The 23,631-nt window shown below is 57.4% G+C and carries 23 protein-coding genes; 14 read left to right on the top strand and 9 right to left on the bottom strand.

Translation table 11 applies throughout. The annotated features are described in order from the left end of the window. Positions 1-6 precede the first annotated feature (6 nt). From ABD735_RS05025 to puuE, 4 genes are read left to right on the top strand one after another with little or no spacing between them, the layout of a single operon-like run. Positions 7-951, top strand: a complete 945-nt coding sequence (locus ABD735_RS05025) for an ABC transporter permease (RefSeq protein WP_344803955.1) — start codon at positions 7-9, stop codon at positions 949-951. Continuing rightward, positions 935-1,849: an ABC transporter permease gene (locus ABD735_RS05020; RefSeq protein WP_344803953.1), complete on the top strand. Its 915-nt coding sequence runs from the start codon at positions 935-937 to the stop codon at positions 1,847-1,849. The genes ABD735_RS05025 and ABD735_RS05020 overlap by 17 nt, the downstream gene beginning before the upstream one ends. Positions 1,850-1,877: 28 nt before the next feature. Continuing rightward, on the top strand, positions 1,878-3,395 hold the full coding sequence (locus ABD735_RS05015; protein WP_344803951.1) for an amidohydrolase family protein: 1,518 nt from the start codon (positions 1,878-1,880) through the stop codon (positions 3,393-3,395). Positions 3,396-3,410: 15 nt separating this feature from the next. Then, entirely contained in the window at positions 3,411-4,334 is a 924-nt protein-coding gene (gene puuE / locus ABD735_RS05010) for an allantoinase PuuE (RefSeq protein ID WP_344803949.1), read from the top strand. A gap of 14 nt (positions 4,335-4,348) precedes the next feature. On the opposite strand, the gene ABD735_RS05005 is transcribed toward puuE, so the two are convergent. Further along, on the bottom strand, positions 4,349-5,341 hold the full coding sequence (locus tag ABD735_RS05005) for a hypothetical protein (protein WP_344803947.1): 993 nt from the start codon (positions 5,339-5,341) through the stop codon (positions 4,349-4,351). Further along, a complete protein-coding gene (locus ABD735_RS05000; protein ID WP_344803945.1) occupies positions 5,338-6,078 on the bottom strand; it encodes a hypothetical protein in 741 nt (246 codons plus the stop codon). The genes ABD735_RS05005 and ABD735_RS05000 overlap by 4 nt, the downstream gene beginning before the upstream one ends. 187 nt (positions 6,079-6,265) lie before the next feature. Between ABD735_RS05000 and efpL the strand changes: the two genes are divergently transcribed. The 8 genes from efpL (at position 6,266) to tmpT (ending at position 13,794) form a co-directional block, all read left to right on the top strand. Continuing rightward, positions 6,266-6,832, top strand: coding sequence for an elongation factor P-like protein EfpL (gene efpL / locus ABD735_RS04995; RefSeq protein WP_344803943.1), 567 nt, complete (start codon positions 6,266-6,268; stop codon positions 6,830-6,832). A gap of 273 nt (positions 6,833-7,105) precedes the next feature. Then, positions 7,106-7,981 carry an STAS domain-containing protein gene (locus ABD735_RS04990; protein WP_344803941.1) on the top strand — a complete coding sequence of 292 codons (876 nt, stop codon included), beginning with the start codon at positions 7,106-7,108 and terminating at the stop codon, positions 7,979-7,981. 5 nt (positions 7,982-7,986) lie between these two features. Continuing rightward, a complete protein-coding gene (locus tag ABD735_RS04985) occupies positions 7,987-8,343 on the top strand; it encodes an STAS domain-containing protein (RefSeq protein WP_344803939.1) in 357 nt (118 codons plus the stop codon). A 25-nt stretch (positions 8,344-8,368) separates the two neighbouring features. Then, positions 8,369-8,782, top strand: coding sequence for an ATP-binding protein (locus tag ABD735_RS04980; protein WP_344803937.1), 414 nt, complete (start codon positions 8,369-8,371; stop codon positions 8,780-8,782). Further along, on the top strand, positions 8,779-9,798 hold the full coding sequence (locus tag ABD735_RS04975; protein WP_344803935.1) for an ATP-binding protein: 1,020 nt from the start codon (positions 8,779-8,781) through the stop codon (positions 9,796-9,798). The genes ABD735_RS04980 and ABD735_RS04975 overlap by 4 nt, the downstream gene beginning before the upstream one ends. Next, positions 9,795-11,585: an ATP-binding response regulator gene (locus ABD735_RS04970; protein ID WP_344803933.1), complete on the top strand. Its 1,791-nt coding sequence runs from the start codon at positions 9,795-9,797 to the stop codon at positions 11,583-11,585. The genes ABD735_RS04975 and ABD735_RS04970 overlap by 4 nt, the downstream gene beginning before the upstream one ends. A gap of 14 nt (positions 11,586-11,599) precedes the next feature. Then, the gene (locus tag ABD735_RS04965) at positions 11,600-13,126 is read left to right on the top strand and encodes a response regulator (protein ID WP_344803931.1); all 1,527 of its coding nucleotides are present in this window, start codon (positions 11,600-11,602) and stop codon (positions 13,124-13,126) included. Positions 13,127-13,146: 20 nt separating this feature from the next. Next, complete coding sequence (tmpT, locus tag ABD735_RS04960) at positions 13,147-13,794, top strand: thiopurine S-methyltransferase (RefSeq protein WP_344803929.1); 648 nt, start codon at positions 13,147-13,149, stop codon at positions 13,792-13,794. Positions 13,795-13,815: 21 nt separating this feature from the next. Here the strand turns inward: tmpT and ABD735_RS04955 are convergent, their stop codons facing one another. Then, on the bottom strand, positions 13,816-14,097 hold the full coding sequence (locus tag ABD735_RS04955; RefSeq protein ID WP_344803927.1) for a hypothetical protein: 282 nt from the start codon (positions 14,095-14,097) through the stop codon (positions 13,816-13,818). 53 nt (positions 14,098-14,150) lie between these two features. On the opposite strand from ABD735_RS04955, the gene ABD735_RS04950 reads away from it, so the two are divergent. Further along, on the top strand, positions 14,151-16,745 hold the full coding sequence (locus ABD735_RS04950; RefSeq protein ID WP_344803925.1) for an ATP-binding protein: 2,595 nt from the start codon (positions 14,151-14,153) through the stop codon (positions 16,743-16,745). A 57-nt stretch (positions 16,746-16,802) separates the two neighbouring features. Here ABD735_RS04950 and ABD735_RS04945 read toward each other — a convergent pair whose 3' ends face one another. The 4 genes from ABD735_RS04945 to ABD735_RS04930 are packed head-to-tail and all read right to left on the bottom strand — an operon-like array spanning position 16,803 to position 20,551. Continuing rightward, positions 16,803-17,216, bottom strand: coding sequence for a DUF3830 family protein (locus tag ABD735_RS04945; RefSeq protein ID WP_344803923.1), 414 nt, complete (start codon positions 17,214-17,216; stop codon positions 16,803-16,805). Between the two features lie 46 nt (positions 17,217-17,262). After that, positions 17,263-18,720, bottom strand: a complete 1,458-nt coding sequence (gene hydA, locus ABD735_RS04940; RefSeq protein WP_344803921.1) for a dihydropyrimidinase — start codon at positions 18,718-18,720, stop codon at positions 17,263-17,265. Continuing rightward, on the bottom strand, positions 18,720-19,052 hold the full coding sequence (locus tag ABD735_RS04935; RefSeq protein WP_344803919.1) for a hypothetical protein: 333 nt from the start codon (positions 19,050-19,052) through the stop codon (positions 18,720-18,722). The genes hydA and ABD735_RS04935 overlap by 1 nt, the downstream gene beginning before the upstream one ends. Further along, entirely contained in the window at positions 19,049-20,551 is a 1,503-nt protein-coding gene (locus ABD735_RS04930; RefSeq protein ID WP_344803917.1) for an amidase, read from the bottom strand. Before ABD735_RS04930 ends, ABD735_RS04935 begins: the two co-directional genes overlap by 4 nt. Before the next feature lie 111 nt (positions 20,552-20,662). On the opposite strand from ABD735_RS04930, the gene ABD735_RS04925 reads away from it, so the two are divergent. Further along, a complete protein-coding gene (locus tag ABD735_RS04925; protein WP_344803915.1) occupies positions 20,663-21,406 on the top strand; it encodes a GntR family transcriptional regulator in 744 nt (247 codons plus the stop codon). Positions 21,407-21,426: 20 nt separating this feature from the next. On the opposite strand, the gene ABD735_RS04920 is transcribed toward ABD735_RS04925, so the two are convergent. Both ABD735_RS04920 and ABD735_RS04915 read right to left on the bottom strand, forming a co-directional pair. Then, complete coding sequence (locus ABD735_RS04920) at positions 21,427-22,725, bottom strand: allantoate amidohydrolase (RefSeq protein ID WP_344803913.1); 1,299 nt, start codon at positions 22,723-22,725, stop codon at positions 21,427-21,429. Beyond that, entirely contained in the window at positions 22,709-23,509 is an 801-nt protein-coding gene (locus tag ABD735_RS04915; protein WP_344803911.1) for an aspartate/glutamate racemase family protein, read from the bottom strand. The genes ABD735_RS04920 and ABD735_RS04915 overlap by 17 nt, the downstream gene beginning before the upstream one ends. Positions 23,510-23,631 lie beyond the last annotated feature (122 nt).

Below are 23,631 nucleotides of genomic sequence, written 5' to 3'. Positions count from 1 at the left end.
ATTACAGTGGCTCGATTCATTCTGATGCGTCTTCTGCAGATGATTCCCGTACTGCTGGGCGTCAGTTTCGTAGTCTTCATCTCCGTCTACCTGGTGCCGGGCGATGTAGCCCGAACGCTGCTCGGCTACCAGGCCAGCGAGACGGCAGTACAGGCGCTGCGTGAGGAGATGGGACTGAACCGGCCCATGCTGGTTCAGTACTGGATCTGGCTCTCGGACCTGCTCAGGCTAGACCTGGGTTTCTCCGGTGCACTACGCATGCCGGTGGCGGAGGTACTCGGTGGCAAGATCGTGAACTCACTGGTGCTCATGGGCTTCAGTCTGTTTCTGGTCGTAGCCATCGGATTCGTGCTGTCGACTTATGCCGCCACGCGTTTCCGCAAGCTCGGTGACCGGCTCACCGTTTTTGCCACGCTGGTCATGGCTTCGGTGCCAACGTTCTGGCTCGGTATCCTGCTGCTGTATGTATTCAGCATACAGCTGCAACTCTTTCCAATATCCGGGATGTACGACATGTACGATCCCGGCGGTTTCTGGCAGTTGCTGCATCACGCCACCCTGCCTGCGGTAGCGACTGCAGCGTCTGCCATCGCCATCGTGACCCGAGTATCGCGTTCGGCCATGATCGATGTGAACTCTCGCACATACATGAGAGCGATTCGCTCGCGTGGCATCACACCAGCGCGCGTCAACTACGTCCACATGGTTCGCAACGCGCTGCCAGCCTTCGTCAACATCAGTGGGCTTCAGGTGGGATATCTGTTCGGCAGCGCGATCTTCAGCGAAATCATCTTCAATTGGCCGGGCATCGGCCTTCAACTCTATAACGCAATCCTGCAGCGGGATGCGCCCATGATTCAGGGCTGCTCGCTGGTGATTGCACTGACTTTTGTCATCAGCAATTTTCTGGCTGATCTGATTGTGAGGATGCTCGATGCAGGCAAACGCTGAGGTCAACATCGGGGCCAAGGGCCCTGAGGTTCGGGCCAAAAGACGCTCAAGTCTCTACTTCATCTGGCAGGGCATTCGCAGCGATCGCTATGCGCTGGCCGGCTTTACCATTCTGACCCTGATCACACTGGCCGCAGTCTTCGCGCCGTGGCTCGCACCGTATTCGCCCACCGAGGCCTTTCCAAATCTGCGGCTGCAAGGCATCGGTACAGAAGGGCATCTGCTGGGCCTGGATCATCAGGGCCGTGACATGCTCTCCAGGCTGATCTGGGGTGGGCGTACCACGCTGTTCGCAGGCATCACCCCTGTGGTGCTGAGTGCGCTGATTGCCATTCCCCTGGGCCTCGTAGCCGCCTGGTATGCCCGAACTGGCGGACTCATCATGCGTACGATGGACGTGCTGTTCGCTTTCCCCATGGTGCTCCTGGCCATCATGCTGGCGGCTTTCATGGGGCCAGGCATGACCAACATGATCATCGCGCTCACGGTGGTGCTGGTGCCCTATAACACGAGAGTGGTGTATGTCGCAGCGCAGCAGGAGAAAAGCAGCAGTTACATCGAGGCATCCATTGCTGCCGCCACCCCGGTGCGGAAGATCCTCTTCGTGGAAATGCTGCCAAACGTGGTCTCTGCTTCAATCGTCTACAGCACGACGGTCATCGGTAACATTGTCATCACGGCTGCAGGACTGAGCTTCCTTGGTCTTGGTGTGCAGCCACCGACAGCCGAGTGGGGCATCATCACCAGCGACGGCAGGCAGTACATCTTCAATGCTGCGCATATCTCGATTCTGCCTGGCCTGGCTATCATGCTGGTGGTCATTGGCTTCAATCTGCTTGGCGATACGCTAAGGGATTCGCTCGACCCCCGTACTCGTCTTTCACTCATTCGCCGATAAATTGGCCGTTATAAAGGATCTTTCCCAGATGGATATCATCATCCGCAATGCCCGCGTTCTCACCATGGATGACGAGGACACCCAGTATGATCGCGCCGACGTGCTCATCTCGGATGGGCTCATCGTCGGCATCGGTCCGGACATTGCGAAGGGCGTCGATACCACTGGAGCCCGGGTAGTCGACGGTGAAGGCAAGCTGGTCATGCCGGGGCTGATCAACGCCCACTTCCACTCACCGGTCAATTTTCTCAAAGGCGCGCTGGTAGACGCACCGCTCGAGCTGTATATGCTGTATGAAGTGCCACCCCTGCAGGCCGAATCGGTAGATGGCGAGTATGCCTACACCCGTACCATGCTTGGTGCGGTCGAGTTGCTAAAGCAGGGTGTCACCAGCCTGCACGATGATTGCTTCTTTGTCCCGGTGCCGACGGAGAAGGAAATCAGCGCAGTCATGCAGGCGTACACTGACTCCGGCATTCGCGCCAACGTCACACTGTGCCAGGTCAACGTGAAGGAGTACGACAAGTATCCCTTCCTCGAAGAGCTGCTTCCACAAGACATACTCGACGAAATGGATGCCGCGCCACGCATGACGACCGACGAGCTCGTCAGCACCTATGAGCAGTTCATCGACCGCTGGCACAAGACCGGTGACGACAGAATCCGCTGCTCGGTATCGTGTTCCGCGCCGCAACGTGTCACGCCGGACTATCTCTGCGCTCTCGATTCGCTGAGCCGGCAGCACGACATCCCCTACAAGATGCACATCCTTGAAACCAAGCTGCAGCGCGTGCTTGGCGAGGAGAAGTTCGGCGGTTCGATTATACAGTACGTCCACAAGCAGGGCGTCCTGTCCGAGCGTGCTGTCGTGATTCATTCGGTCTGGGTCGATGATGAGGATATCGCGGTCATGGCCGACTCTGGCTGTTCGGTATTGCACAATCCCATTTCCAACCTGAAGATCGGCAGCGGCGTGATGCCGTTCAGGCGGCTCAAGGATGCGGGCATCAATATTGGCCTCGGCATCGACGAAGTACCGGTCGACGATGGCTGCAATCTCTGGACGGTCGGCAAGATGGCAGGACTGATCCACAAGATTGCGGACCCCGATTACGAGCGCTGGCCTGATGAGCACGAAGTGTTGCACATGATGACGCGGGGCGGTGCGCAGACGATGCGGCTGCACAAGGAGGTCGGCATGCTCGCTGAAGGCTTCAAGGCTGATTTGCTACTCGTCGATCTCGATACGCTGCCGTTCACGCCACTGCACAATCTCAAGCGGTCACTGGTCTTCTGCGAGCAGGGCAGTTCGATCAGGATGACGATCGTCAATGGGCAAATCGTCGTCGAGGACGGGAAGATCCTGACTGTTGACGAGGTGGCTCTAAAGGCAAGAGTACGGGAATACGCCAGCGATATCGGCGATCAGCTGGCGGAGATGAAGCTGTCTGCCGACAGGTTGGCACCGTATTACCAGACCATGTACAGGATGGCGGCCGAACGCGATGTCGGTATGAATCGCTGGGCCGGTCCGATGAAGCCTTAGCGCGTGGTTCGAATCATGACGCACCAGTCGCACTATCCACGAGACATGATCGGCTATGGCGAGGACCCGCCGCACGCCCAGTGGCCGGGCGGCGCCCGTGTCGCGGTGCAGTTCGTGCTCAACTACGAAGAAGGTGGCGAGTCAAACGTGCTCCATGGTGATGCCGCCTCTGAAGTATTCCTGTCGGAGATCATCGGCGCCCAGCCCTATCCAGCTCGGCATATGAGCATGGAGTCGATATACGAATATGGTTCGCGCGCAGGCGTCTGGCGCATCCTCCGCGAGTTCCGCAAACGTGGGCTGCCGCTTACGGTTTTCGGCGTGGGCATGGCGCTGAGTCGTCACCCTGAAGTACTCGCAGCCTTTCTTGAAGACGGCCACGAAATTGCCTGTCACGGCCTGCGCTGGATTCACCATCAGGACATGCCTGAAGCGGACGAGCGAGAACAGATTCGTCAGGCGATCGACCTGCATGAGAGACTTACGGGAACACCGCCGCATGGCTGGTATACCGGCCGTGACAGTCCCAATACCAGACGTCTGATTCTCGACGAAGGCCACTTCGAATATGACAGCGACTACTACGGCGACGATCTGCCGTTCTGGCGCGATGTGCAGAAAAGCGATGGCGAGACAGTTCGACATCTCATCGTGCCCTATACCCTCGATACCAACGACATGCGCTTCGCTTCAGCGCAGGGTTTCAACTCGGGCGAGCAATTCTTTCAGTACCTGAAAGACGCTTTCGATGTGCTGTATGAAGAGGGCGAGCATCGGCCGCGCATGCTGTCGATAGGCCTTCATTGCCGGCTCATCGGCAGGCCGGGCCGTTTCAGGTCGTTGCAGCGCTTTCTGGATTATGTTCAGCAGCACGATCAGGTGTGGATCTGCCGCCGTGTCGATATCGCCCGGCACTGGAAACAGACCCATCCCGCTTAGGATGCTGGCTGGCTTCAAGCCTCCGGCGAAGTGGGTACCGAGCGTATCCAGCCTCTAAGGGTACGAAAGCTCACACGATCCCCGCTGTCCTTGATCAGTGTGCCGCGATCGAACTGCTTCTTGCCATCACGGAAGTAGCGGAAGGTCTGTTGTGGCGCCTGGATATCCTTCTGACTCCCGACGAGATCGTCAACAGCCAGAACCAGGGTCTGCTCCCATAGCCCCGTCACCAGATCCTGAAGCGCCTTCGGGCTGATATCTTCTGCCGCAGTAGTCGCCTGCCGTGGGACCGACATCACCTCGACCACGTTCTGATAAGCGAAGCTATCTGCGCTATTCGCTGCGGCGGAATGAGCATGATCGAGTGGTTCTACACGTCCGCCGAGATGCTTTACCGATCGCATTGACGGTGCGGCAACCCGTGCAATATCCGGGGAGAGGTCGAGCGACCGAACCTGAACCAGTGTCCTCGCCGTGAGCGTGCGGCTGTCCTGTGCGACTGTGAATTCCGTCGACAGGTACAGCCGGAGCGGCGCCTCATCGATGCCCGTCACCGTGGCGCCTACGGTAGACACGGTAATGGGAAGGGTCTGTTGCGCCAGACCAGCAGCGCCGGCCAAAGCTGATTCAATGTTCAGGCCAGTAATCGCTGATGACCATTTGCCGAGAACTGCGTCTGCGGAGGTCTGCGCTGCAGACGCTTCGCTGGATTTCTGACCCGCCACGATTGAGCCGTGGATGGCGACACCGAGTAGAAAAGCTGCAGGATGGCCTCCTGGATAGAGAACACCAGCGTTAGCCTCGTCCGGTTCTACTGACCCCAGTGCACCGCGGAACAACGGTGGTGACGAGGTCAGTTCGACCTGAACGTGGCTCACTGTCGCGGCGACCACCTTAGGCGCAATATGCTGGGCCGTTGGACGCTGCTGGGCACTCCCACAAGCGGCCAGCAGTCCCAATGCTGCCAACACGCCTGCGAGGACGTTCAGCTTGCTGGCTGCAATCAAAGCTCTGACACCGCAACAGCTGGCTCCGCTGCCGTATCACCGCAGGTCTTGCATCGAGCCTTGGCTACCAAACCCTTGATATTGTCCTTACTACTTTCAATGGCCTGGAAATAGGCATTTGTCACGCCAGGAAAAGTTGGCGCTTCGTCCCATTCGCCATCGACGGCTCGAATGGTGTGGAAGGCATCATAGAGCACATACTGGTTGTTCGACATGTCCACCATGTACACCCTACCCTTTACAACGGCTTGCGGGTCGCTGGTAGGAATATAACCGGAGTAGCTTCTATGGGTGCCGAACATGCTCACATCGACGATCAGCAGATAATCATAAGTGTCAGCCCACGGCGAAAAATCCTTCTCGGCACCCTCTGGCAACGATGAAGGCTTGAGGTGCTTGACGCTGAAGCTGTCGGTGACGGCTGAAGCCTGAAGACCCTGCGCATTCAGAGTGTCGACCAGCTCTGCTTCGAGGCTCAACAAATCTTCGGCCGGAAGTGTAGGCATATGATCGATCAGTTCAGAATTGGCAATATTCGCGGCCGCCAGGCAAAGAAGACAATCGGCGCCGGAGAGATAGGCGGCCGGTTGTTGGGCCGACGTCATCGACACACCGACCCGGGGATTTTCTTTCTGCCAGAAGTTCTGGTCCAGAGCGACTGGAGGTTGCACTCGACCAGCACATCCAGTCAGCACGGCAACACAGGTAAGCACAACAAGTATGAATGAAGACTTCATGACAACACTCCTGACTAAAAAGTGAGCGCAAGATAAATGGTTGGCTTCTGCAGAGGAATAGCCAGGCAAGAATTTTGACAATTGTTTGCAGTTGAAGCATTTCGCCAGCAATCGACACAGTGCCGAAATCCGATTTCACTGATATCCTGTAGGCTCGTTATCAGTGTTCATTTCGGAGCTTTGCAAAATGCCTAGAGCAGGTGAGATTAAGAAGGGTGCGGCGGTTGAGTATGATGGCAGGGTCTACCTGATCAGGGACATCGAGCGCTCGGTGCCGCAGGGGCGCGCTGGTGGCAGTCTGTATCGCATGCGCATGTACGATGTGGTCACGAATGCCAAGCTTGACGAAACCTTCAAGGATTCGGACATGCTGAACTACGCCGATCTCACCAGACGGCCGGTCATGTTCTCCTACGCCGATGGCGATGAATTCGTATTCATGGATAACGAGGATTACACCCAGTACAGTCTCAATAGAGCACCGATTGCAGACGAGTTGATGTTCATCAGTGAAGAGACTCAGGGCCTGCAGGTGGTACTGGTCGGTGAAAAGCCTGTGACGGTGGATCTTCCGTCTACTGTCGAGCTCGAGATTACCGAAACCGACCCTTCCGTGAAGGGTGGTTCGGCCACTGCTAGAACCAAGCCCGCAACGCTCTCTACCGGCCTCGTTGTACAGGTGCCCGAACATATCTCTTCGGGCGACCGGATAGTCGTGAACGTTGAAGAGCGAAAGTTTCTTCGCCGCGCCTGATTCACTGTTCGATGAGGGCCGCTCGCAAAATAGCGTTTTCGGCCCTGCTTCGGTAGTATCAGATCATTCAGTCTTAATCTGTATCAATGTTCCTCAAACGGATTAACCTATATTCTTCATGCATTAATGTTAATGCATGGACAGGCGCTTCCGTTTGCCGGTTTCCCCAAGGGGGCTCTGACTTCCTGGCGCCCTTCATCCACGGTGTCCACGCGATCAGGCGCGGATCCTGCCTTCATGACTTGCCGGTTCTATCCGATTTTGAGGACGCCCATGAGTAAAGATTACAGCGCGCGGCTTGCGGACATCGTAAGCGATAACAAAGACCAACTTCTGGACGTCTGGCTGGCTGGCCTGTTCTCGAAACTCATGCGGCGTGACAAGGCGGGCGATGCAGAAGTGCGTCAGAAAGCTGCGCAGTTTCTGCCCCTGCTGGCCGATACACTGAAGAAATCCGAAACACTCAACATTCAGTCGCCCGAATGGGGCGATCTGCGTCAGCTGCTCGAAGAAATCTCGCAGTCGCGTGTGCGACAGGGTTTCACGCCGATTGAAACAGCCAGCTTTATCTTTTCTCTGAAAGAGCCCTTGTTCGACCACCTCAGGAAAGCGCTTGGCGATGATTCCAAGCAGCTGGCCGATTCAATAGCCGTTACCAGTACATTGTTCGACGACCTTGGTCTCTTCACAGTTGAGGTCTACCAGAAAGCTCGCGAGCAGGTGATTCTGCGGCAGCAACAGGAGCTACTTGAACTGTCCACGCCAGTCGTGCAGCTCTGGGATGGGATTCTGGCGCTGCCACTGATCGGTACGCTCGACAGCGCCCGTACTCAGGTGGTTATGGAGAGTCTGCTTGAAAAGATTGTTGAAACCGGATCTGAAATAGCGATCATTGATATCACGGGCGTACCGACGGTCGATACGCTCGTGGCCCAGCACCTCCTCAAGACGATAGCAGCGGCCCGTCTCATGGGCGCGGATTGCATAATCAGCGGAATTCGCCCTCAGATTGCACAGACCATCGTGCATCTCGGTGTCAATCTGGAGGATGTCATCACGAAGTCGACACTGGCTGATGCCTTCATTATCGCCATGAAGCGGACAGGCGCGAGTATCAACACGAGCGAATCCCGGCAGCAGAGGGCTTAGAGTCCATGGAGCGTATTCCTATTCTCAGAATGGGGCGACTGCTGTTGGTCACCATTCAGGTCGACATGCACGACCGGCTGGCGATGACGTTGCAGGACGACCTGACCGCGCGAATCGTGAAAGACCGTGCCAATGGCGTACTCATTGATATCTCGGCTTTGGATATCGTCGATTCGTTTATCGGTCGAATGATCAGCAACACGGCCGCCATGGCCAAGATTCTGGACGCCGATACCGTGCTGGTTGGCATGCAGCCTGCGGTGGCCATCACGCTGGTGGAACTCGGTCTGAATCTCACCGGCGTGAGAACAGCGCTGAACGTCGAGCGCGGCATGCAGATGCTCGACCGGAGCCACGAGTGAGGCTGGGCGGTCTGGACACTCCGCAATGACGGACATCATGCCAGTGACCGTGATGCCCGTGAAAACCGACGAGGATGTTGTCCGCCTGCGCAAGCATGTACGTGACACTATGGTCGCCATAGGCTTCAGTCTCATCGAGCAGACGAAGGTCATTACCGCTGCCAGTGAGCTGGCCAGGAACACGCTGCGCTATGGCGGTGGTGGCGAGGTCAGCATCCATCATATTGATGAGTTTGATCGCAAAGGCGTCATGCTCGTATTCAGTGACAAGGGCCCCGGTATCGAAGACATTGCACTTGCGCTGACTGATGGCTATACCAGCGGTGGTGGGCTCGGTCTGGGGCTGAGTGGCGCGAAACGTCTCGTCGATGAGTTCGAGCTTGATACCAGAGTGGGGGAGGGTACGAGCGTGAGCATTGCCAAGTGGAAGCGATATTGAATCGATTGGGTAGTCAGCGACAGCTCAGCATACAGGATTCTACCGAAGTCGGAGTGGCCAGAAGAGCGGGTGCATGTCTGGCCGCCGATCTCGATTTCAGCGAAGTTCGGGCCGGCCAACTTGCCCTCATCATCACCGAATCTGCCACCAACATTCTCAAGCACGCCGACGGCGGTGAGATTTTACTCAGAACTGTTTATAACGGCGATCGAGGCGGCGTTGAAGTCCTGGCCATCGATGCCGGGCCAGGTATTCCTGATCTCGAACGGCAAATGGTCGACGGACAGTCCAGCGCAGGCAGCTACGGTGTTGGGCTTGGTGCTATGCAAAGGTTGGCCCAGACCATCGACATCTATACGGCCCCCGGTTCCGGCTGCATTCTCTGGACGCTGATCTGGGACGATGGCATCGGGCCGGCAGAAGATGACTGGCAGCTCGGCGCCGTCTGCCTGCCAATGATTGGCGAGGAGAGCTGCGGTGACGACTGGTATGTTCGTGAGGACAGTGGTCTGCTGACAATGCTCGTAACTGACGGGCTTGGGCATGGTCCTCTGGCGGCCGACGCTTCGCGAGCTGCTTCACTGGCCATTAAGGAAGCACCACTTCGACCGCCCGGCGCCTTGATGGAAACCGTGCATACAGCATTGAAAGGCACCCGTGGTGCAGCTGCAGCCATTGCCCAGTTCGGATCGGAACAGGGTGAGATGGTGTTCGCCGGCATTGGCAATATCTCAGCTTCATTTTTCAATGACTCCAAACGCCGGCATCTGCTGTCGCACAACGGTATCGTCGGCAGCAATGTGAGGAAGATTCAGGAATTTCGCGAGCCCTGGCGTAATGGCAATCTCTGCATTGCCCACTCTGACGGTATTGGAACCCGCTGGAATCTCGATGATTACCCGGGGCTCGAACGCTGTCACCCTGCCCTGATCGCGGCAGTGATCTATCGCGACCACTCCCGTCGGCGAGATGATGTGAGTATTGTTGCCGTGCGCGAAGTGAGTGAGTTGTTATGACCCTTCGCATCATGACGATACATATTCAGCGTCAGCTCGACGTGGTCTCTGCGAGGCAGCGGGCTCGACAGATTGCAACCCTCTGTGGCTTCGGCCTGCAGGATCAAGTGCGCATTGCCACCTCCGTTTCCGAACTGGCGCGAACCGTCTATAACCAGGCCGGCAAAGGCAAGGTTCACTTCAGTATTGAAGGCTCCACGCCTCCTCAGGTCCTCACGGTAGAGATCCAGAATAGTGGACAGAGCATCGATGACGTCGATACCTATCTCGCTGGCGACGACATAAGCACTGAGGAAAAGGAGGCCGGTGTTCTCGCAGCAAAACGTCTCATGGACCGCTTCGAAGTCAATTCTGACCCGGAAAAGGGCACCGTGATCATGCTGCAGAAGTTGTTCTACCAGGATGCGCCTGTCGTCACGGCAGCCATGGTCAACGCCTTTTGTACCGAGATCTCGGCGACTCCGGCAGCCGAGGACACCATGGCTGAAGTCGTGCAGCAGAATCAGGAGCTTCTGAGCACATTGGCCGAATTGAAGGCGAGGCAGGAAGAGTTGCTGCAGTTGACCCGCGAACTGGAAGACACTAATCGTGGCGTAGTGGCTTTGTATGCCGAGCTGGACGAAAAAGCGGATCACCTCCGGCGTGCCGATGAGATGAAGTCCCGTTTTCTGTCCAATATGAGCCATGAGTTCCGTACACCGCTGAGCTCTATTCGTGCGCTGGCCAAGCTCTTGCTCGATCATGTCGATGGCGAACTTGGTGAAGAGCAGGAGAAACAGGTCAGTCTTATCCTGCAAAGTGCGCTCGGCTTGACGGAACTCGTCAATGATCTGCTGGATATTGCGAAGATAGAGGCGGGTAAGGTCGATATCAATCCGGCCGAATTCGATATCAGTGACTTGTTCAGCGCGCTCCGTGGCATGCTTCGACCACTCCTGGTGGGCGATGCTGTCAACCTGAACTTCATTGAGCCTGAGGAGCCTATCAGGATGTTCACGGATGAGGCGAAGTTATCCCAGATTCTGCGCAATTTCATATCGAACGCCCTCAAATTTACCGAGGTAGGGGATATCAATGTGCGGGCGCAGCAGCTGGATGATGGCGATGTCTCGTTCTCTGTGCAGGACTCCGGCGTGGGCATCGCCAACGAGCATCTCTCCCTCATCTTCGAAGAATTCGGTCAGATCGAGCATCGACTGCAGCGCCACCTGAAAGGCACCGGTCTCGGCCTGCCGCTCTGCCAGAACCTGGCGGTGCTGCTTGGTGGCAAGGTCAGTGTTGACAGTAAGCTCGGGCAGGGTTCGACGTTTTCGGTCACGCTGCCTCAGATGTTCAGTGACCGGCGGGGTCGACGAAGCGACACGACCTTAGAGGCATTGACACAGGATGGGAGACAGCCCGTATTGCTGGTTGAGGATAACCCAACCGTACGGCTGATCTACGACAAGTTTCTGGTAGATACGGATTATCGGCTGGTCGTCGCCAGAAGTGTGCAGGAAGCCAGAGATCTCTGGTCAGATGTCGATCCAGTGGCTGTGATACTGGACATTATGCTGCATGGTGAAACAGCCTGGCACTGGTTGGTCGAGCTGAAGAATGATCCTCGTTGCTCACAAGTGCCGGTTATCGTGGCGACTGAAGTTGATGATTACGGTAAGGGTATGGCACTGGGCGCTGGAGACTACTACGTCAAGCCGCTCTCAAAGCAACAATTGCTGTCGGCACTCCGGACGCTTGTGCATACCCAGCCGCCGGTCTCCGGTATTTCATCAGCCGATACTCACTGAAACAGGTCAGGCCTATGAACATGAGTCAGTATGCCGAGGCGCTCATTCTGAACGTCGATGACTCGGACGGGGCGCGCTACGCCAAAAGCCGTATACTCAAGCGAGCAGGCTTTTCCGTCATCGAAGCCCGTGATGGGGAAGAGGCCCTGGCGAAGGCTCGTTCAGAGAAACCAGTGCTGATTCTGCTAGACGTGAAGCTTCCCGATATCAACGGCATCGAAGTCTGTCGTCAGCTCAAGTCTGATAGCGAGACCCAGACCATACTCGTGCTGCAGACCTCAGCATCTTTCATCGGCAGTGCCGACCGGATTCGCGCCCTGGAGATCGGCGCCGACAGTTATCTTATCGAACCCATAGAACCAGAAGAACTGGTAGCCAATGTCAGGGCGCTTCTGCGCCTTGGCCACGTAGAACGTGAGCTGCGTGAAGTGGATCGGCGCAAGAACGAATTCCTTGCCACGCTGGCGCACGAGTTGCGAAACCCGCTAGGTCCGATACGTACTTCGGTGGAGCTTTTGCGCAAGCTGGATCCGGTTGTGCCCCCGATGCAGGCGAAAGCAAGAGACACCATTCAGCGGCATACAGATCATCTGGCCTTGCTGGTAGACGATCTGCTCGACGTTGCGAGAATCTCCCAAGGCAAGATCGCCTTGCGGGCAGAGCCAGTACCTGTGAAAGGCTTCGTCGTCAATGCGCTCGATACCAGTCGCGCGGCCATTACCGCAAAAGGGCACACTCTGACTGTGGATCAGCCCGAGCAGGACGTGTGGGTGCAGGGCGATCAGGTCCGTTTGTCGCAGATCCTCAGTAATCTGCTGCTGAATGCTGCCAAATATACGCCTCCCGCCGGCCATATCGAGCTCAGGGTCACCGCGACCGATAACGAGCTGATCATGATCGTCAGTGATGATGGCATTGGTATCGATGAGGCCAGCGTGGATTCGATTTTCAACCTGTTTTCGCAGAGTGATCATGTGCGTGACCAGGTGCAGGACGGCCTTGGTATCGGCTTGTCGCTGGTTCGGACCCTTGTGGATCTGCACGGTGGTTCAGTGTCGGTGCAGAGTGCAGGTAAGGGTCAAGGCAGCCGTTTCGAGGTTCGCCTGCCTCTGGCTGAAGCCGGCGCTGTGCCACTGGCAGAACCAGCTGAGAAGACGGTTGCCCAGGTCCAGCAGCGCGTGCTCATTGTCGATGACAATATCGATGCGGCAGAAGCCCTGGCTCAGCTGCTCGAACTCAGTGGCCACAAGGTGCAGACGGCCTTCAGTGGTCAGGCGGCGCTCGATGTCGTGGCACAGTTCTGTCCAGAGTTCGTATTTCTCGACATCGGGTTGCCAGACATAAGCGGTTATGACGTGGCGGCTATGCTCAATGAGCTCAGACCGGCCATGCAATTCATCATCATCGCGTTGACAGGCTATGGTCAGTCGCAGGATCGTGAGTCTGCGCTCGAGGCAGGCTGCGACCATCACCTTGTCAAACCTCTCGATTTCAGCATGCTCAGTGCCCTGGGGCTGAATCTGCAGCTCGCCAAGGCTTAGTCAGACAAGACCGGATCACTATGGACAGAGATTTCTGGCACGAGAAATGGAAGCAGAAAGAACTGGGCTTTCACAAGCGCGAGCCTAATCCGCTGCTCCTGCACCATTTCGGCAAGCTAGGGCTTGAACCGGGTAGCCGTGTGCTCCTGCCCTTATGTGGCAAGACGCGCGACATCAGCTGGCTGCTCGCGAACGGCTATAGCGTTGCAGGGTCCGAGCTGGTCCCCACTGCCATCGAGCAGCTGTTCGAAGAGCTCGAGGTGACGCCGAAAGTCACCGAAGTTGGCTCGCTCAGCCTTTACAGCGCGAAGGATATCGACATCTATGTTGGCGACATCTTCGATCTGCGCGCTGACACGCTCGGTCATGTCGACGCGATCTATGATCGTGCCGCGTTGGTGGCCTTACCGGAGGCATTGCGTGCACGGTATGCGGATCACCTGATGGCGATATGCCACAAGGCGCCGCAGTTATTGATTACTTTTGACTACGCCCAGCGCCTGATGGCAGGCCCCCCGTTTTCAGTAGATGAAGCGGAAGTCGAGCGTCATTATGGCCGGCACTACGATGTCAGGCTGGCATCGAATACGACAGTTGAAGGGGGCTTGAAGGGCTTGTACCCAGCGGATGAGCTGGTGTGGGTGCTTGCCGACCGCAGCGGCTCGTGAGCCGCTGCGGCTGGATTGGTTTTACCGCAGGTTGAGATCGAAGTTGCCCTGGATCTTCTCGCCATTATCCGCAATCATTTCGAAGCTGCCGCTCACGCGGTCCCTATCGAGCGAATCTATCGTCAGGCTGCCCTCGCTTGGATATGCCTGTGGGCCGACAGGTGGCGCTTCTTCGTCGAAGCGACTCGTGTAAATGTCGAAGAATGTACCGTCGACCAGCCCCCCGCCGATGTTATGTACGCCAGTTCTCAGTCCAGGAAATGAGCAGTGTGGCGAGGTGGGATTGTGTGCGGTGTTAGCCAAAGCTGTTCCATATGCCAGCGTTTTGCTAATCTTTATTCTTCGCAGTTCGTCCCATGCAGATTCAAACAATGGATTCCAGAACGAACGTCTGTCCGGCAGTAAACAATCAGCAATTTCCCAGCGGCGCCACAGCGCAGGCTGAACTCATTCGTAGCACTGACTGGTCCAGCCTGGCAGTCGGTCCTACAGAACAATGGCCCCAAAGCCTGCAGGCGCTCGTCAGTTACTCTCTGGCTTCGAACGACCCGGTCAATATTATCTGGGGTCCAGAGTGCACCCAGATCTATAACGATGCCTACGAAGCCATTTGTGGTGACAAGCATCCGGGTGCCCTGGGCATGGATTTTCGTGCCTGTTGGGCTTCCGGCTGGTCGGTCATTGGTCCGGCCTTCGAACAGGCTCTCGCTGGTGAGACTTCCGAGCTCGAAAACCAGAGGCTGTTTCTGCTCAGACAAGGCCGCCTGGAAGAAACATTTTTCAACCTGTCGTTCAGTCCGGTTCACGATGAGGGCGGCAAGGTCACCGGGGTGGTGCAACGAGCAACTGAAACCACCAGGGCGGTCATCGGCGAGCGGCGAACCCGGGCACTTGGCGACCTCACCAAAGCGCTGGCTCAAGCGGAATCGACAGACGACGTATTCCGGCTCAGCGTTGATACACTCGCCCGGTATGACGCCGATCTGCCATTCGTAGTGCTCTATCATCAGGACTCGGAGCAGACGGTATATCGTCTCGCCGGAAGTGCTGGTGTGGAACCGGGGCTCTGCGTCAGTCCCCCGCAACTCTCGACTGATGAACCTGGTATCTGGCCCATTGCGACACTGCTTGAACAGGCGCAGCGACAAGCGGTGAGCGATCTCAGAGCGTTGCTGGATGGCGTGGCTTGCGGCCCCTACGAAGAGGCGCCAGATCATGCTTTCGCTATACCCATCATGCGAGCCGGTGACAGCGCGCCCGCAGCGCTGCTCATGGCGGGTGCTTGTCCACGCCTGCCGCTGGACGATGCTTATGCAGAATTCTACGACCTCGTCGTCTCAGCATTGAGTGCAGCGCTCACGCGCATCTTCCAGATCGAGGTTATGCGTACGCAAGCATTGTTGCAGGCACAGATCGCTGCCGAGCGCGATCGCAATGCCCTGCTCCAGAGTCAGGCAGAATTCGCGGCCTTATTCGAGCAGGCCTCGGCCGGGATCGCTGAAACCGGATGTGATGGTCGCCTGCTGCGAGTAAACAACCAGTTCTGCAAGATACTTGGCCGCTCCAGGGAAGCGCTGATCGGCCAGCTGGCAATGGATTTTGTCCATCCTGAAGACCGTGAAGAAAACAGCCGTCGGCTGCAGGAGCTGATGAGTAGTGTGCAGGCCTTCGATATCTACAACAGATATCAAAGACCGGATGGCTCGGGCGTATGGGTCAGCAAGACCGTCACGCCGATCCGTGTGCGTGGGCGTAGCGGGGTCGAACGAATTCTGGCAGTGGTCATCGACGCCACTGAGCGCAACCAGGCTGAGGCGCAACTCGAAGCGGCGAGCCGGAACAAGGACGAGTTCCTGGCGATGCTGGCGCATGAATTGCGTTATCCACTGGCACCAATCAAGGCCGCTGCTCGCGCGATCGGGCTGGCCAATCTCGATGAGGCAACTCTGAACCGAACCAGCGCGGTCATCAGCCGCCAGGTGCGTCATATGACTGCGCTGGTGGATGATTTGCTCGATGTCTCGCGCGTCAGCCGCGGCATTGTCACCATCAGTCGTTCCCCGCAGGACATCGCCAACATTCTTGCCAATGCCATCGAACAGGTTCAGCCACTGTTCGATGCCCGTCAGCATCGTCTCATCACCGACATCGATCCGGATAGCGGCTGGGTGCTCGGTGATGAAAAGCGTCTCATACAGATTCATACCAACCTGCTGAGCAACGCGGCGAAATATACGCCAGAGCAGGGCACCATCGTGTTGCGCACCGGCGTTGATGAAGACGTGATTCGCATCAGTATCGAAGATAACGGCATTGGCATCGAGAAGGCCTTGCAGGCCGGAATGTTCGAGCTCTTCGCGCAAGCCAAGCGGACACCAGACCGGTCACAGGGCGGCCTCGGCCTCGGCCTTGCCCTCGTCAAGAACCTCGCTGAACTGCACGATGGTAGCGTAGCCTGCGTCAGCAAAGGTATCGGTCAGGGCAGCACGTTTACGGTGACCCTGCCGCGTCTGGCGCAGAGCACAGAAGAATCCGGACACTCGAAGCCTGACCCTGAAACCGCTGGCTCGAACCGTGCTCTGCGCATCCTACTTGTCGACGATAACGTCGATGCCATCGATATGCTCTCGCTACTGCTCAAGACCATTGGTCATGAGGTGACTATGCAATATACCTCGAAAGCAGCTTTGGAGGCGGCAAAGGAACAATTTCCAGACGTGGCCATACTCGATATCGGTCTTCCGGATATGGATGGCAATGCCTTGGCGCGCCGGCTGCGGGCGCAGCCTGAAACCAGGCACCTCATTTTAATAGCGCTGACGGGTTACGGGCAGGCAGAGGATCGGAAAAAGGCCATCGAAGCCGGCTTCGATCATTACCTGACGAAGCCGGTGGATTTCGACGAATTGCGAGGCTTGCTGAAAACGATAGCTTCAGCGCTGAGACTATAGCTCGCCGATGAAGCTCATCGGAATGGTCGGGCCCTGACCGATGAACATCAGAGTGCATCACTCCAATAATTCGAACAGAATATCCTGTGCACCCTCCCACAGTACCTTGGTACCAAGCGGACGCAGCTGCTCCTTGCCCTCGACGACAGTGAGAAAATGGTTACCGGCCAATTGGCCCATCTTGCTGGCGAAGCAGCAGCTGCCATAGGCGAATATGATCTCGGTCTCGCTATAGCCGCCGGGATAGAACAGCACGTCGCCGACCGAGGGGTGGCTGGTATGGTTTTCGAAATCCACGCCAAGCTTGAATTCACCTAGCGGAATCCAGCAGCCTTCACCGCTCCAGCGCACATGAATCACTTTCTGTCGGTATGGGAGCAGCTTGAGGAAGGCCTCAACGGTTTCAGGTGCATCGGGATGAGGCTCTGCAACGAAGCGATATTGGCCTGCAGTAATGGCAATTCTGGTCATGGAAGCATTCTCCAGTTTTAGATTGTGGACATTGTTGGCTGGTGGGTCACAGAACATCCAGCCATGGTGTAGGGCGACCGAATTGTGGCTTCGGCTTGGCCGGGGTCGGTCGATCGCAACGCTGATATTCACCGAAGCCCTTGCTGCCGGTAAATTCACCGTCTTGATAGACAGTGACGCCACGGCATACAGTTATCGCGGGCCATGCTCGAAGATGCCGCCCCTCATATGGGGTGTAGTCGACATTGTGATGAAGCCGATCATTACGGATCGTCATATCGATATCGGTGTTCCAGATGACGAGATCTGCATCGGCGCCGATGCAGATCGTGCCTTTCCGCGGATAGAGGCCGTAGATCTTCGCGGGTTCGGTCGAGGTCACCGATACGAACCTGTTGATGTCGATGCGACCAGTCATCACGCCCTCCGAAAACAGCAGGGGTAGGCGCGTTTCGATGCCGGGAATACCATTGGGGACATGCGTGAAGTTGCCATCGCTGCCGCCGATTTGCTTGCCCTTCGGGTCGTTGTAGCGAAACGGCGCATGATCCGACGAGAAGACCTGAAAAGTGCCATTGCTCAGGCCATCCCAGATAGCCTGCTGGCTGCTGGCATCACGCGGGGGTGGACTGCAGATACACTTTGCGCCCTCATGGCCGGGCTGATCCAGATCGGCTGCTGTCAGAAACAGATACTGTGGGCAGGTCTCGCCATAGACACTCAGGCCGCGGCTTTGTGCATCGCGAATCTGAGCCGTCGCCTCTTCGCTCGACACGTGGACGATCAGCACCGGCGTGTCGAGGAACTCGCCCAGGGAAATCGCCCGATGAGTTGCTTCGCGCTCCACCACGACTGGACGCGACAGGCCGTGAAATTTTGGCGCGCTCAGGCCCTTGGCGAGCATGCGTTCCGTCAGCCAGGCGATACAATCGGTGTTTTCGGCATGAATCATCGTCATGCCGCCCTCGCGCCGGGCTATGGACAGCACATCGAGAATCTGACGATCATCGAGTTTCAGGTCATCGTAGGTCATGTAGAGTTTCAGCGAGGTGTAACCACGCTCGATCAATTGCGGTAATTCCCGTTCCACCACATCTGGCGTCGGATCGGCCACAATCAGGTGAAAGGCATAGTCGATGCAGGCTTCGCCATCAGATACTGCGTGGTAATTGGCGACGGACTCCTCCAGCGTTGCCCCTTTCTTTTGCAGCGCGAAGGGCATCACCGTAGTCGTTCCACCGCAAGCCGCCGAGCGCGTCCCCGTAAAGAAATCATCGGCGAATACCGATCCGTCGTCAGTGGGTTGGGCCAGGTGACAATGCGCATCGACGCCACCTGGTAAGACCCATCGGCCGGCTGCATCGATCTCTTCCCTGCCGGGCGGCAGGCGCTGGGCCAGGGCCTCTATACGGCCATCGCGAATACCGATGTCCGCATCGAAAATGTCGGTGGCGGTGGCGATGTGAGCATTGCGAATGACCAGGTCGAAAGTAGCAGTGTCCATTAGAAAGTCTCCTGAAAGAGAGAGCCCCAGCCGGTGAGGCGAGCAGTGTCTGCGCCAGCCAGCCGTAGCGATTTCCACACGACGGTGGAGATGGTGTCGTAAATCGGGATACCCAGTTCTGCTTCCAGCTCGGCCAGCAGCAATGCGGCTTGCAGAATTGCCGTATCGTCAAATTGTTTGAGTGCACTGTCAGAGAGCGCGATTTCTGTTACTGGAAATCGGGCAAAGTGTGCGCTGGTTTCCGGCAAACCCGCCAATATCTCCGTAGTGACTGGCTCCAGGGTCGTGTTGGACGATGGGGTGAGCATGCCTAAGCGGATGGGATTGATCATTTTTGAGCGCCTGTGTTTTGCAAGATCGAAGACTGAAATTCGAGGCCGAGCAGCCGTTCGACTTCGGCGCCGAACTGCAGAACGCGCATATCGGTATACCGCTGACCGACGATCTGCAGCGCTATTGGCAGCCCGCGCCGACCGAATCCGCAGGGTACTGATAGCGCCGGTGTATCACAGAGATTGAACAGCGGCGTGAACGCTGCGTGGTCGCGTGGGCCTGCAGGCCGACCGCCAATCGTGGCGGGCGCCAGCTCGTCGCACGGCCACGGCTCGACAGGCACGGTAGGGCAAAGCAGCAGGTCGTAACGCTCGAAAAAAGCATTCAGCTGCGTGCGGGCGCGGTGACGACAAAAGTTCGCTTCGGCCAGTTCGCACGCTTTCACTCTTTGACCATTCTCGATCTGGGCGGCGATGACAGGATCGAACTGCGCAGGATCTTTCTGCCATTGCTCGCCGAAAAGCACCGCTAGTTCGGCGTGTTGTCGCATCAGATAAGGGAAATGAATGACGTCTTCACTCCATTGCGGAGTGGCATCGTCGATCTTCCAGCCAGCTTCGCGGAGTCGATTAATGGCAGATTGGATGGCCACGGCGACATCGTCATCGACGGCCAAACCACAGCCGAGGTTAGGCGACCAGGCCAGGCGCAGGGCCTCGTTCGGAGGCGAGCTGACCGCCCGGGAGAATGATGAGGGGACAGACATGTCCAATGGCAGCGGGTGCGACAAGGGATCACGGGGATCGTAGTCAGCAAGTGCATCCATCATCAGGGCGCAATCATGGACGTCTCGAGCGATCGTGCCGATCGAACTCATGTCGCGACAGGGCTCGTCGAAGCCCCACGGATTGGGGATCAGCCCGGATGTACATTTGAATCCGACCAAACCAGTATGGGCAGCCGGGCGCCGGGTCGAGCCGCCTGTATCAGTGCCGAGGGCTATCGGGCTGAAGCCTGCCGCAACCGAGGCCACCGCACCGCCGGATGATCCGCCCGGGGTCAGATCCGGTTGCCACGGATTGCGGGTGACGCCGTGCAGCGGATTGGACGTCACGCCCTTGCAGGCAAACTCCGAGCAATTCGTGATGCCGATGCAGATGGCGCCTGCCGCCTTCAGTCCTGCGACGCTCCAGGAGTCCTCAGGCGCGATGAAATCCTCGTAAAGCCTTGAGCCGTAGGTGGCTCGCCGCCCCTTGACCCATAAGTTGTCCTTGACGGTAAATGGCACGCCAAGCAAGGGCAAACGGCTGCCTGTCGCTGCAAGCTGATCGGCCTGCCTGGCCTGCGCCAGCGCATCGTCAGCTGCGACATCGACCATCGCCCCCAGAGATGGGTCAATAGTGGCCATCCGCTTCAACAGGCAGGCCACGAGGTCGACTGCGGACAGGGTGCCAGAGCTGATTTGGCCAGCGATATCACGAGCTCGCAAAGCATGGTAAGCACGGGGTGAGACTGGCGCGGATGAATTACTCACTTCGGCAGGTCGATGTTGATCCATTCACGCTACCTTGGCTGTAATAGAAAAAATACAAACGATTCCGCTCAATTTTGTATAAAATCTGAAGCAGAATTGCATACGATCTAACCAAACATCTATTCCTGAGGCAGCTTGAACACACCAGTCCACAAGAAAGCCCCTATAGCGAGCAGTCGCTTGAAGCCTGTCACACAGGACACGCTGGCCAATCGAGGCATGACCAGTGAGCAGTTCTATCAGAAGATTCTGCATGCGATTCTCGAACATCGACTTGCGCCTGGCACCCAGCTCGTGGAAGAGCGTCTGGTGGTGCTGTCCGGTTTGAGTCGTACGAAGATTCGACCGGTGCTCGCGCGGCTGGCTCATGAGCGACTGGTCGAGCTGATACCGAACCGAGGTGCGTTTATCGCACGACCCTCGGTAGAAGAAGCGCGGGAGGTCTTTTTCACGCGCAACCTGATCGAACCGGCGATCATCAGGCTGCTGTGCGACGATGCCGGGGGTCGCGACATCAGGGCACTGAAACGACATATCACGAAGGAGCGTAAAGCTCGCCGCGATGGCGATCGCCTCGCTATCATCCGTCTGTCCGGTGAGTTTCACGTTCTGCTCGCAGAACTGGCGGGGAATGCCATCCTGGTGCGTATGATGCGCGAACTGACGGCGCAAACCTGTCTCGTCATCACACTGTACGACGCCGCGAATACCCCCTCCTGCCCCGATCATCACCATGCCGACATCATCGAAGCCATTGAAGCCAGGGACGTGAAACTGGCGACGCAACGCCTGACCGCCCATCTTCGCGCGGTGGAAAACACGCTGCGGCTGGAGGTCGATGAGGAGGCAGCAGTCGACCTGACAGCCATTTTCGCCTGAAGCATCGATGTACCGCTGAATCATTGACGATCTGGCACCGAAAAGTTCTCGGCAAAATCAGCAAAGACTTGGGCGGCCATTGCAGCATCTTCCGCTGTCATCGTTTCGCGAGGATGATGACTGATGCCACCATTTCCACAGCGCACGAACAGCATGGCGACGGGGGCAATGTCGGCAATGATCATGGCATCATGGCCCGCCCCGGATGGCAGGCTGAGAGGGGGGCAGCCATGCCGCTGCATCGACTCCGCCAGTCGCGCCTGTAACCAGTCAGCGCAGGCCACGCTGGCTGCCTCGTAGGTTTTTATCAGGTGAGGACGAACGCCGCGGCGTGTGGTGATGCGTGTGATCTCGGTCTGAATGTCGTCTACGGCTTCAATGCGTAGCGCATCGTCACCTGCGCGAATGTCGATGGATATTACCGCCTTTCCTGGAATGACATTGCCGGCCCCATTGGGGACGTTGAACTGGCCTACGGTGCCCACCAGACCCGCTGCAGCCGTGCAGCGACGTTCGATGTAGAGGGCAATCTCGGCACCCGCCATGGCGGCGTCATGCCGTGAGCTCATCGGGACAGTGCCGGCGTGGCCGGCGAGGCCCTCCAACTCGAGGATGAAGCGGGTTGAACCGGAGATGGCGGTTACCACGCCAAGGGCCAGGTTTTCCTCAAGGAGCACCGGACCTTGCTCAATGTGAATTTCGAGATAGGCGGCAACACTGTCTGAGGGCATCGCAGCACTGGGCAGAGACTCCGGATCGAGGCCCTCGGCCGTCATCGCCTCGCGCATCGTCATGCCGTCAGAATCCTGGTTATCAAGCACGGCATAATCAAAGGTGCCGGTGATGGCACGACTACCGAGCAGTGGCGCCTTGAAGCGGACACCTTCTTCTTCGCAGAACGCCACCACTTCGACTGGAAAGGGAAAGCGCCTGCCCAGCTTGTTCCAGGCGTCGATGCAGGCGATTGGCAGCAGTATGCCGAGTGGTCCATCGTACTTCCCGCCATTACGAACCGTGTCGAAATGCGAGCCCGTCATGAGCATCGGAAGGTGTTGATCAGTGCCCTCGTAGCGTCCAATCACATTACCTGTCGCGTCGCGGCGAACCGTCATGCCGGCATCCTGCATCCAGGCCTCTATCTGGGCTGCAGCCGCGACATGGGCGGCCGTGAGATAGGTGCGAGTCATCATGCCTGCCTGCTCTGTATGCTGCGCAAGTACCTCGGCGCGCTGCATGATGTCATGCCCCAATAGGGTGTAATCGATGTCTTGATCCTGGGACCCAAGCGCATCGACATTGTCTTCAGTATTCATGGTCATGATCGCCTTCCGTTCTGAAACCAGGGTGAGTTCTATCCACGGCAGGACAAGCGAAGAGCGCGGCCAGTGCCGGGTCGATATTCTGCAATTGCGCAGGTGCTGGAGCGGCATAACTGCCTGCCCGCGGTTTCGGCAGCTTCAGGCGGACCAGCGACTCCAGCATACCGACGCCACAGGCAATACCATCGATCAGGGGCACGGGACAGTCTGCCTGAATTCTTCGATGTAGCCCGACGAGGGCTGCGCCAGCCAGGATCACAGCATCGCAACGGTCTTCGTCGACAAGCGCCTGAGCCGCGATGCGGATCGCCTCGAGCGCATTCTCTGGGTCGGCATAGAGTGCAGCCGCCGACGATCCGACCACACGCATGCCGGCGAAGCGCGGCTCGAAGCCGCAGGCAACGATGCGTTCGCGATAGACGGCAGCGTTTCGTTCACCAGGCAGAACGACACCGAAACGAGAGCCAACCATGGTCGCGACGTGACACGCCGCCTCCGTCATGCCGACTACCGGTACAGGCAGTAGCTCGCGCAACGCCTGTACCGCAGTGTCGAATGAAATTGCGACCAGTACGGCATCGAATGGCTCATCGACAGCGGCGACCGCTTCCAGCATGGCACTGGCCGCAACCACTTCTGCCGCACGACTGGCGACGACATTGGCGCCACGTTCGCACCGCGTCGCCACGATTTCGGTTTCCCCGCCAGCATGCCTTCTGGCTTCTGCGAACAGTGCCTCGGTGATGCTTTCACTGGTATTGCCATTGAGTAGAAGAATGCGCATTGGCTCTCCGCGTAGCTTCGCTAGGAAAGCTCTGTTCGCAAGGAATATGCCATCACATAATTTTGTACACAATACTGTCAGCAATTGCTGCGAGCCGTGGGCGAGCGCTTCGCAGGCGATTC

This window comes from Allohahella marinimesophila, from assembly GCF_039538005.1.
GTDB lineage: Bacteria > Pseudomonadota > Gammaproteobacteria > Pseudomonadales > Oleiphilaceae > Allohahella > Allohahella marinimesophila.
Note: the sequence above shows the minus strand (reverse complement) of the source record. Positions and strands in the feature narration are given on the sequence as shown.

Excerpts from the sequence above, each read along its gene's own strand:
- ABD735_RS04985 (WP_344803939.1), top strand. The coding sequence starts at position 7,987 with ATGGAGCGTATTCCTATTCTCAGAATGGGGCGACTGCTGTTGGTCACC.
- puuE (WP_344803949.1), top strand. The coding sequence starts at position 3,411 with ATGACGCACCAGTCGCACTATCCACGAGACATGATCGGCTATGGCGAG.
- hydA (WP_344803921.1), bottom strand. The coding sequence starts at position 18,720 with ATGGACACTGCTACTTTCGACCTGGTCATTCGCAATGCTCACATCGCC.
- ABD735_RS04965 (WP_344803931.1), top strand. The coding sequence starts at position 11,600 with ATGAACATGAGTCAGTATGCCGAGGCGCTCATTCTGAACGTCGATGAC.
- ABD735_RS05015 (WP_344803951.1), top strand. The coding sequence starts at position 1,878 with ATGGATATCATCATCCGCAATGCCCGCGTTCTCACCATGGATGACGAG.
- ABD735_RS05020 (WP_344803953.1), top strand. The coding sequence starts at position 935 with ATGCAGGCAAACGCTGAGGTCAACATCGGGGCCAAGGGCCCTGAGGTT.
- tmpT (WP_344803929.1), top strand. The coding sequence starts at position 13,147 with ATGGACAGAGATTTCTGGCACGAGAAATGGAAGCAGAAAGAACTGGGC.
- ABD735_RS05000 (WP_344803945.1), bottom strand. The coding sequence starts at position 6,078 with ATGAAGTCTTCATTCATACTTGTTGTGCTTACCTGTGTTGCCGTGCTG.
- ABD735_RS04930 (WP_344803917.1), bottom strand. The coding sequence starts at position 20,551 with ATGGATCAACATCGACCTGCCGAAGTGAGTAATTCATCCGCGCCAGTC.
- efpL (WP_344803943.1), top strand. The coding sequence starts at position 6,266 with ATGCCTAGAGCAGGTGAGATTAAGAAGGGTGCGGCGGTTGAGTATGAT.
- ABD735_RS04920 (WP_344803913.1), bottom strand. The coding sequence starts at position 22,725 with ATGACCATGAATACTGAAGACAATGTCGATGCGCTTGGGTCCCAGGAT.
- ABD735_RS04915 (WP_344803911.1), bottom strand. The coding sequence starts at position 23,509 with ATGCGCATTCTTCTACTCAATGGCAATACCAGTGAAAGCATCACCGAG.
- ABD735_RS04945 (WP_344803923.1), bottom strand. The coding sequence starts at position 17,216 with ATGACCAGAATTGCCATTACTGCAGGCCAATATCGCTTCGTTGCAGAG.
- ABD735_RS04990 (WP_344803941.1), top strand. The coding sequence starts at position 7,106 with ATGAGTAAAGATTACAGCGCGCGGCTTGCGGACATCGTAAGCGATAAC.
- ABD735_RS04935 (WP_344803919.1), bottom strand. The coding sequence starts at position 19,052 with ATGATCAATCCCATCCGCTTAGGCATGCTCACCCCATCGTCCAACACG.
- ABD735_RS04950 (WP_344803925.1), top strand. The coding sequence starts at position 14,151 with ATGCAGATTCAAACAATGGATTCCAGAACGAACGTCTGTCCGGCAGTA.
- ABD735_RS04980 (WP_344803937.1), top strand. The coding sequence starts at position 8,369 with ATGACGGACATCATGCCAGTGACCGTGATGCCCGTGAAAACCGACGAG.
- ABD735_RS04970 (WP_344803933.1), top strand. The coding sequence starts at position 9,795 with ATGACCCTTCGCATCATGACGATACATATTCAGCGTCAGCTCGACGTG.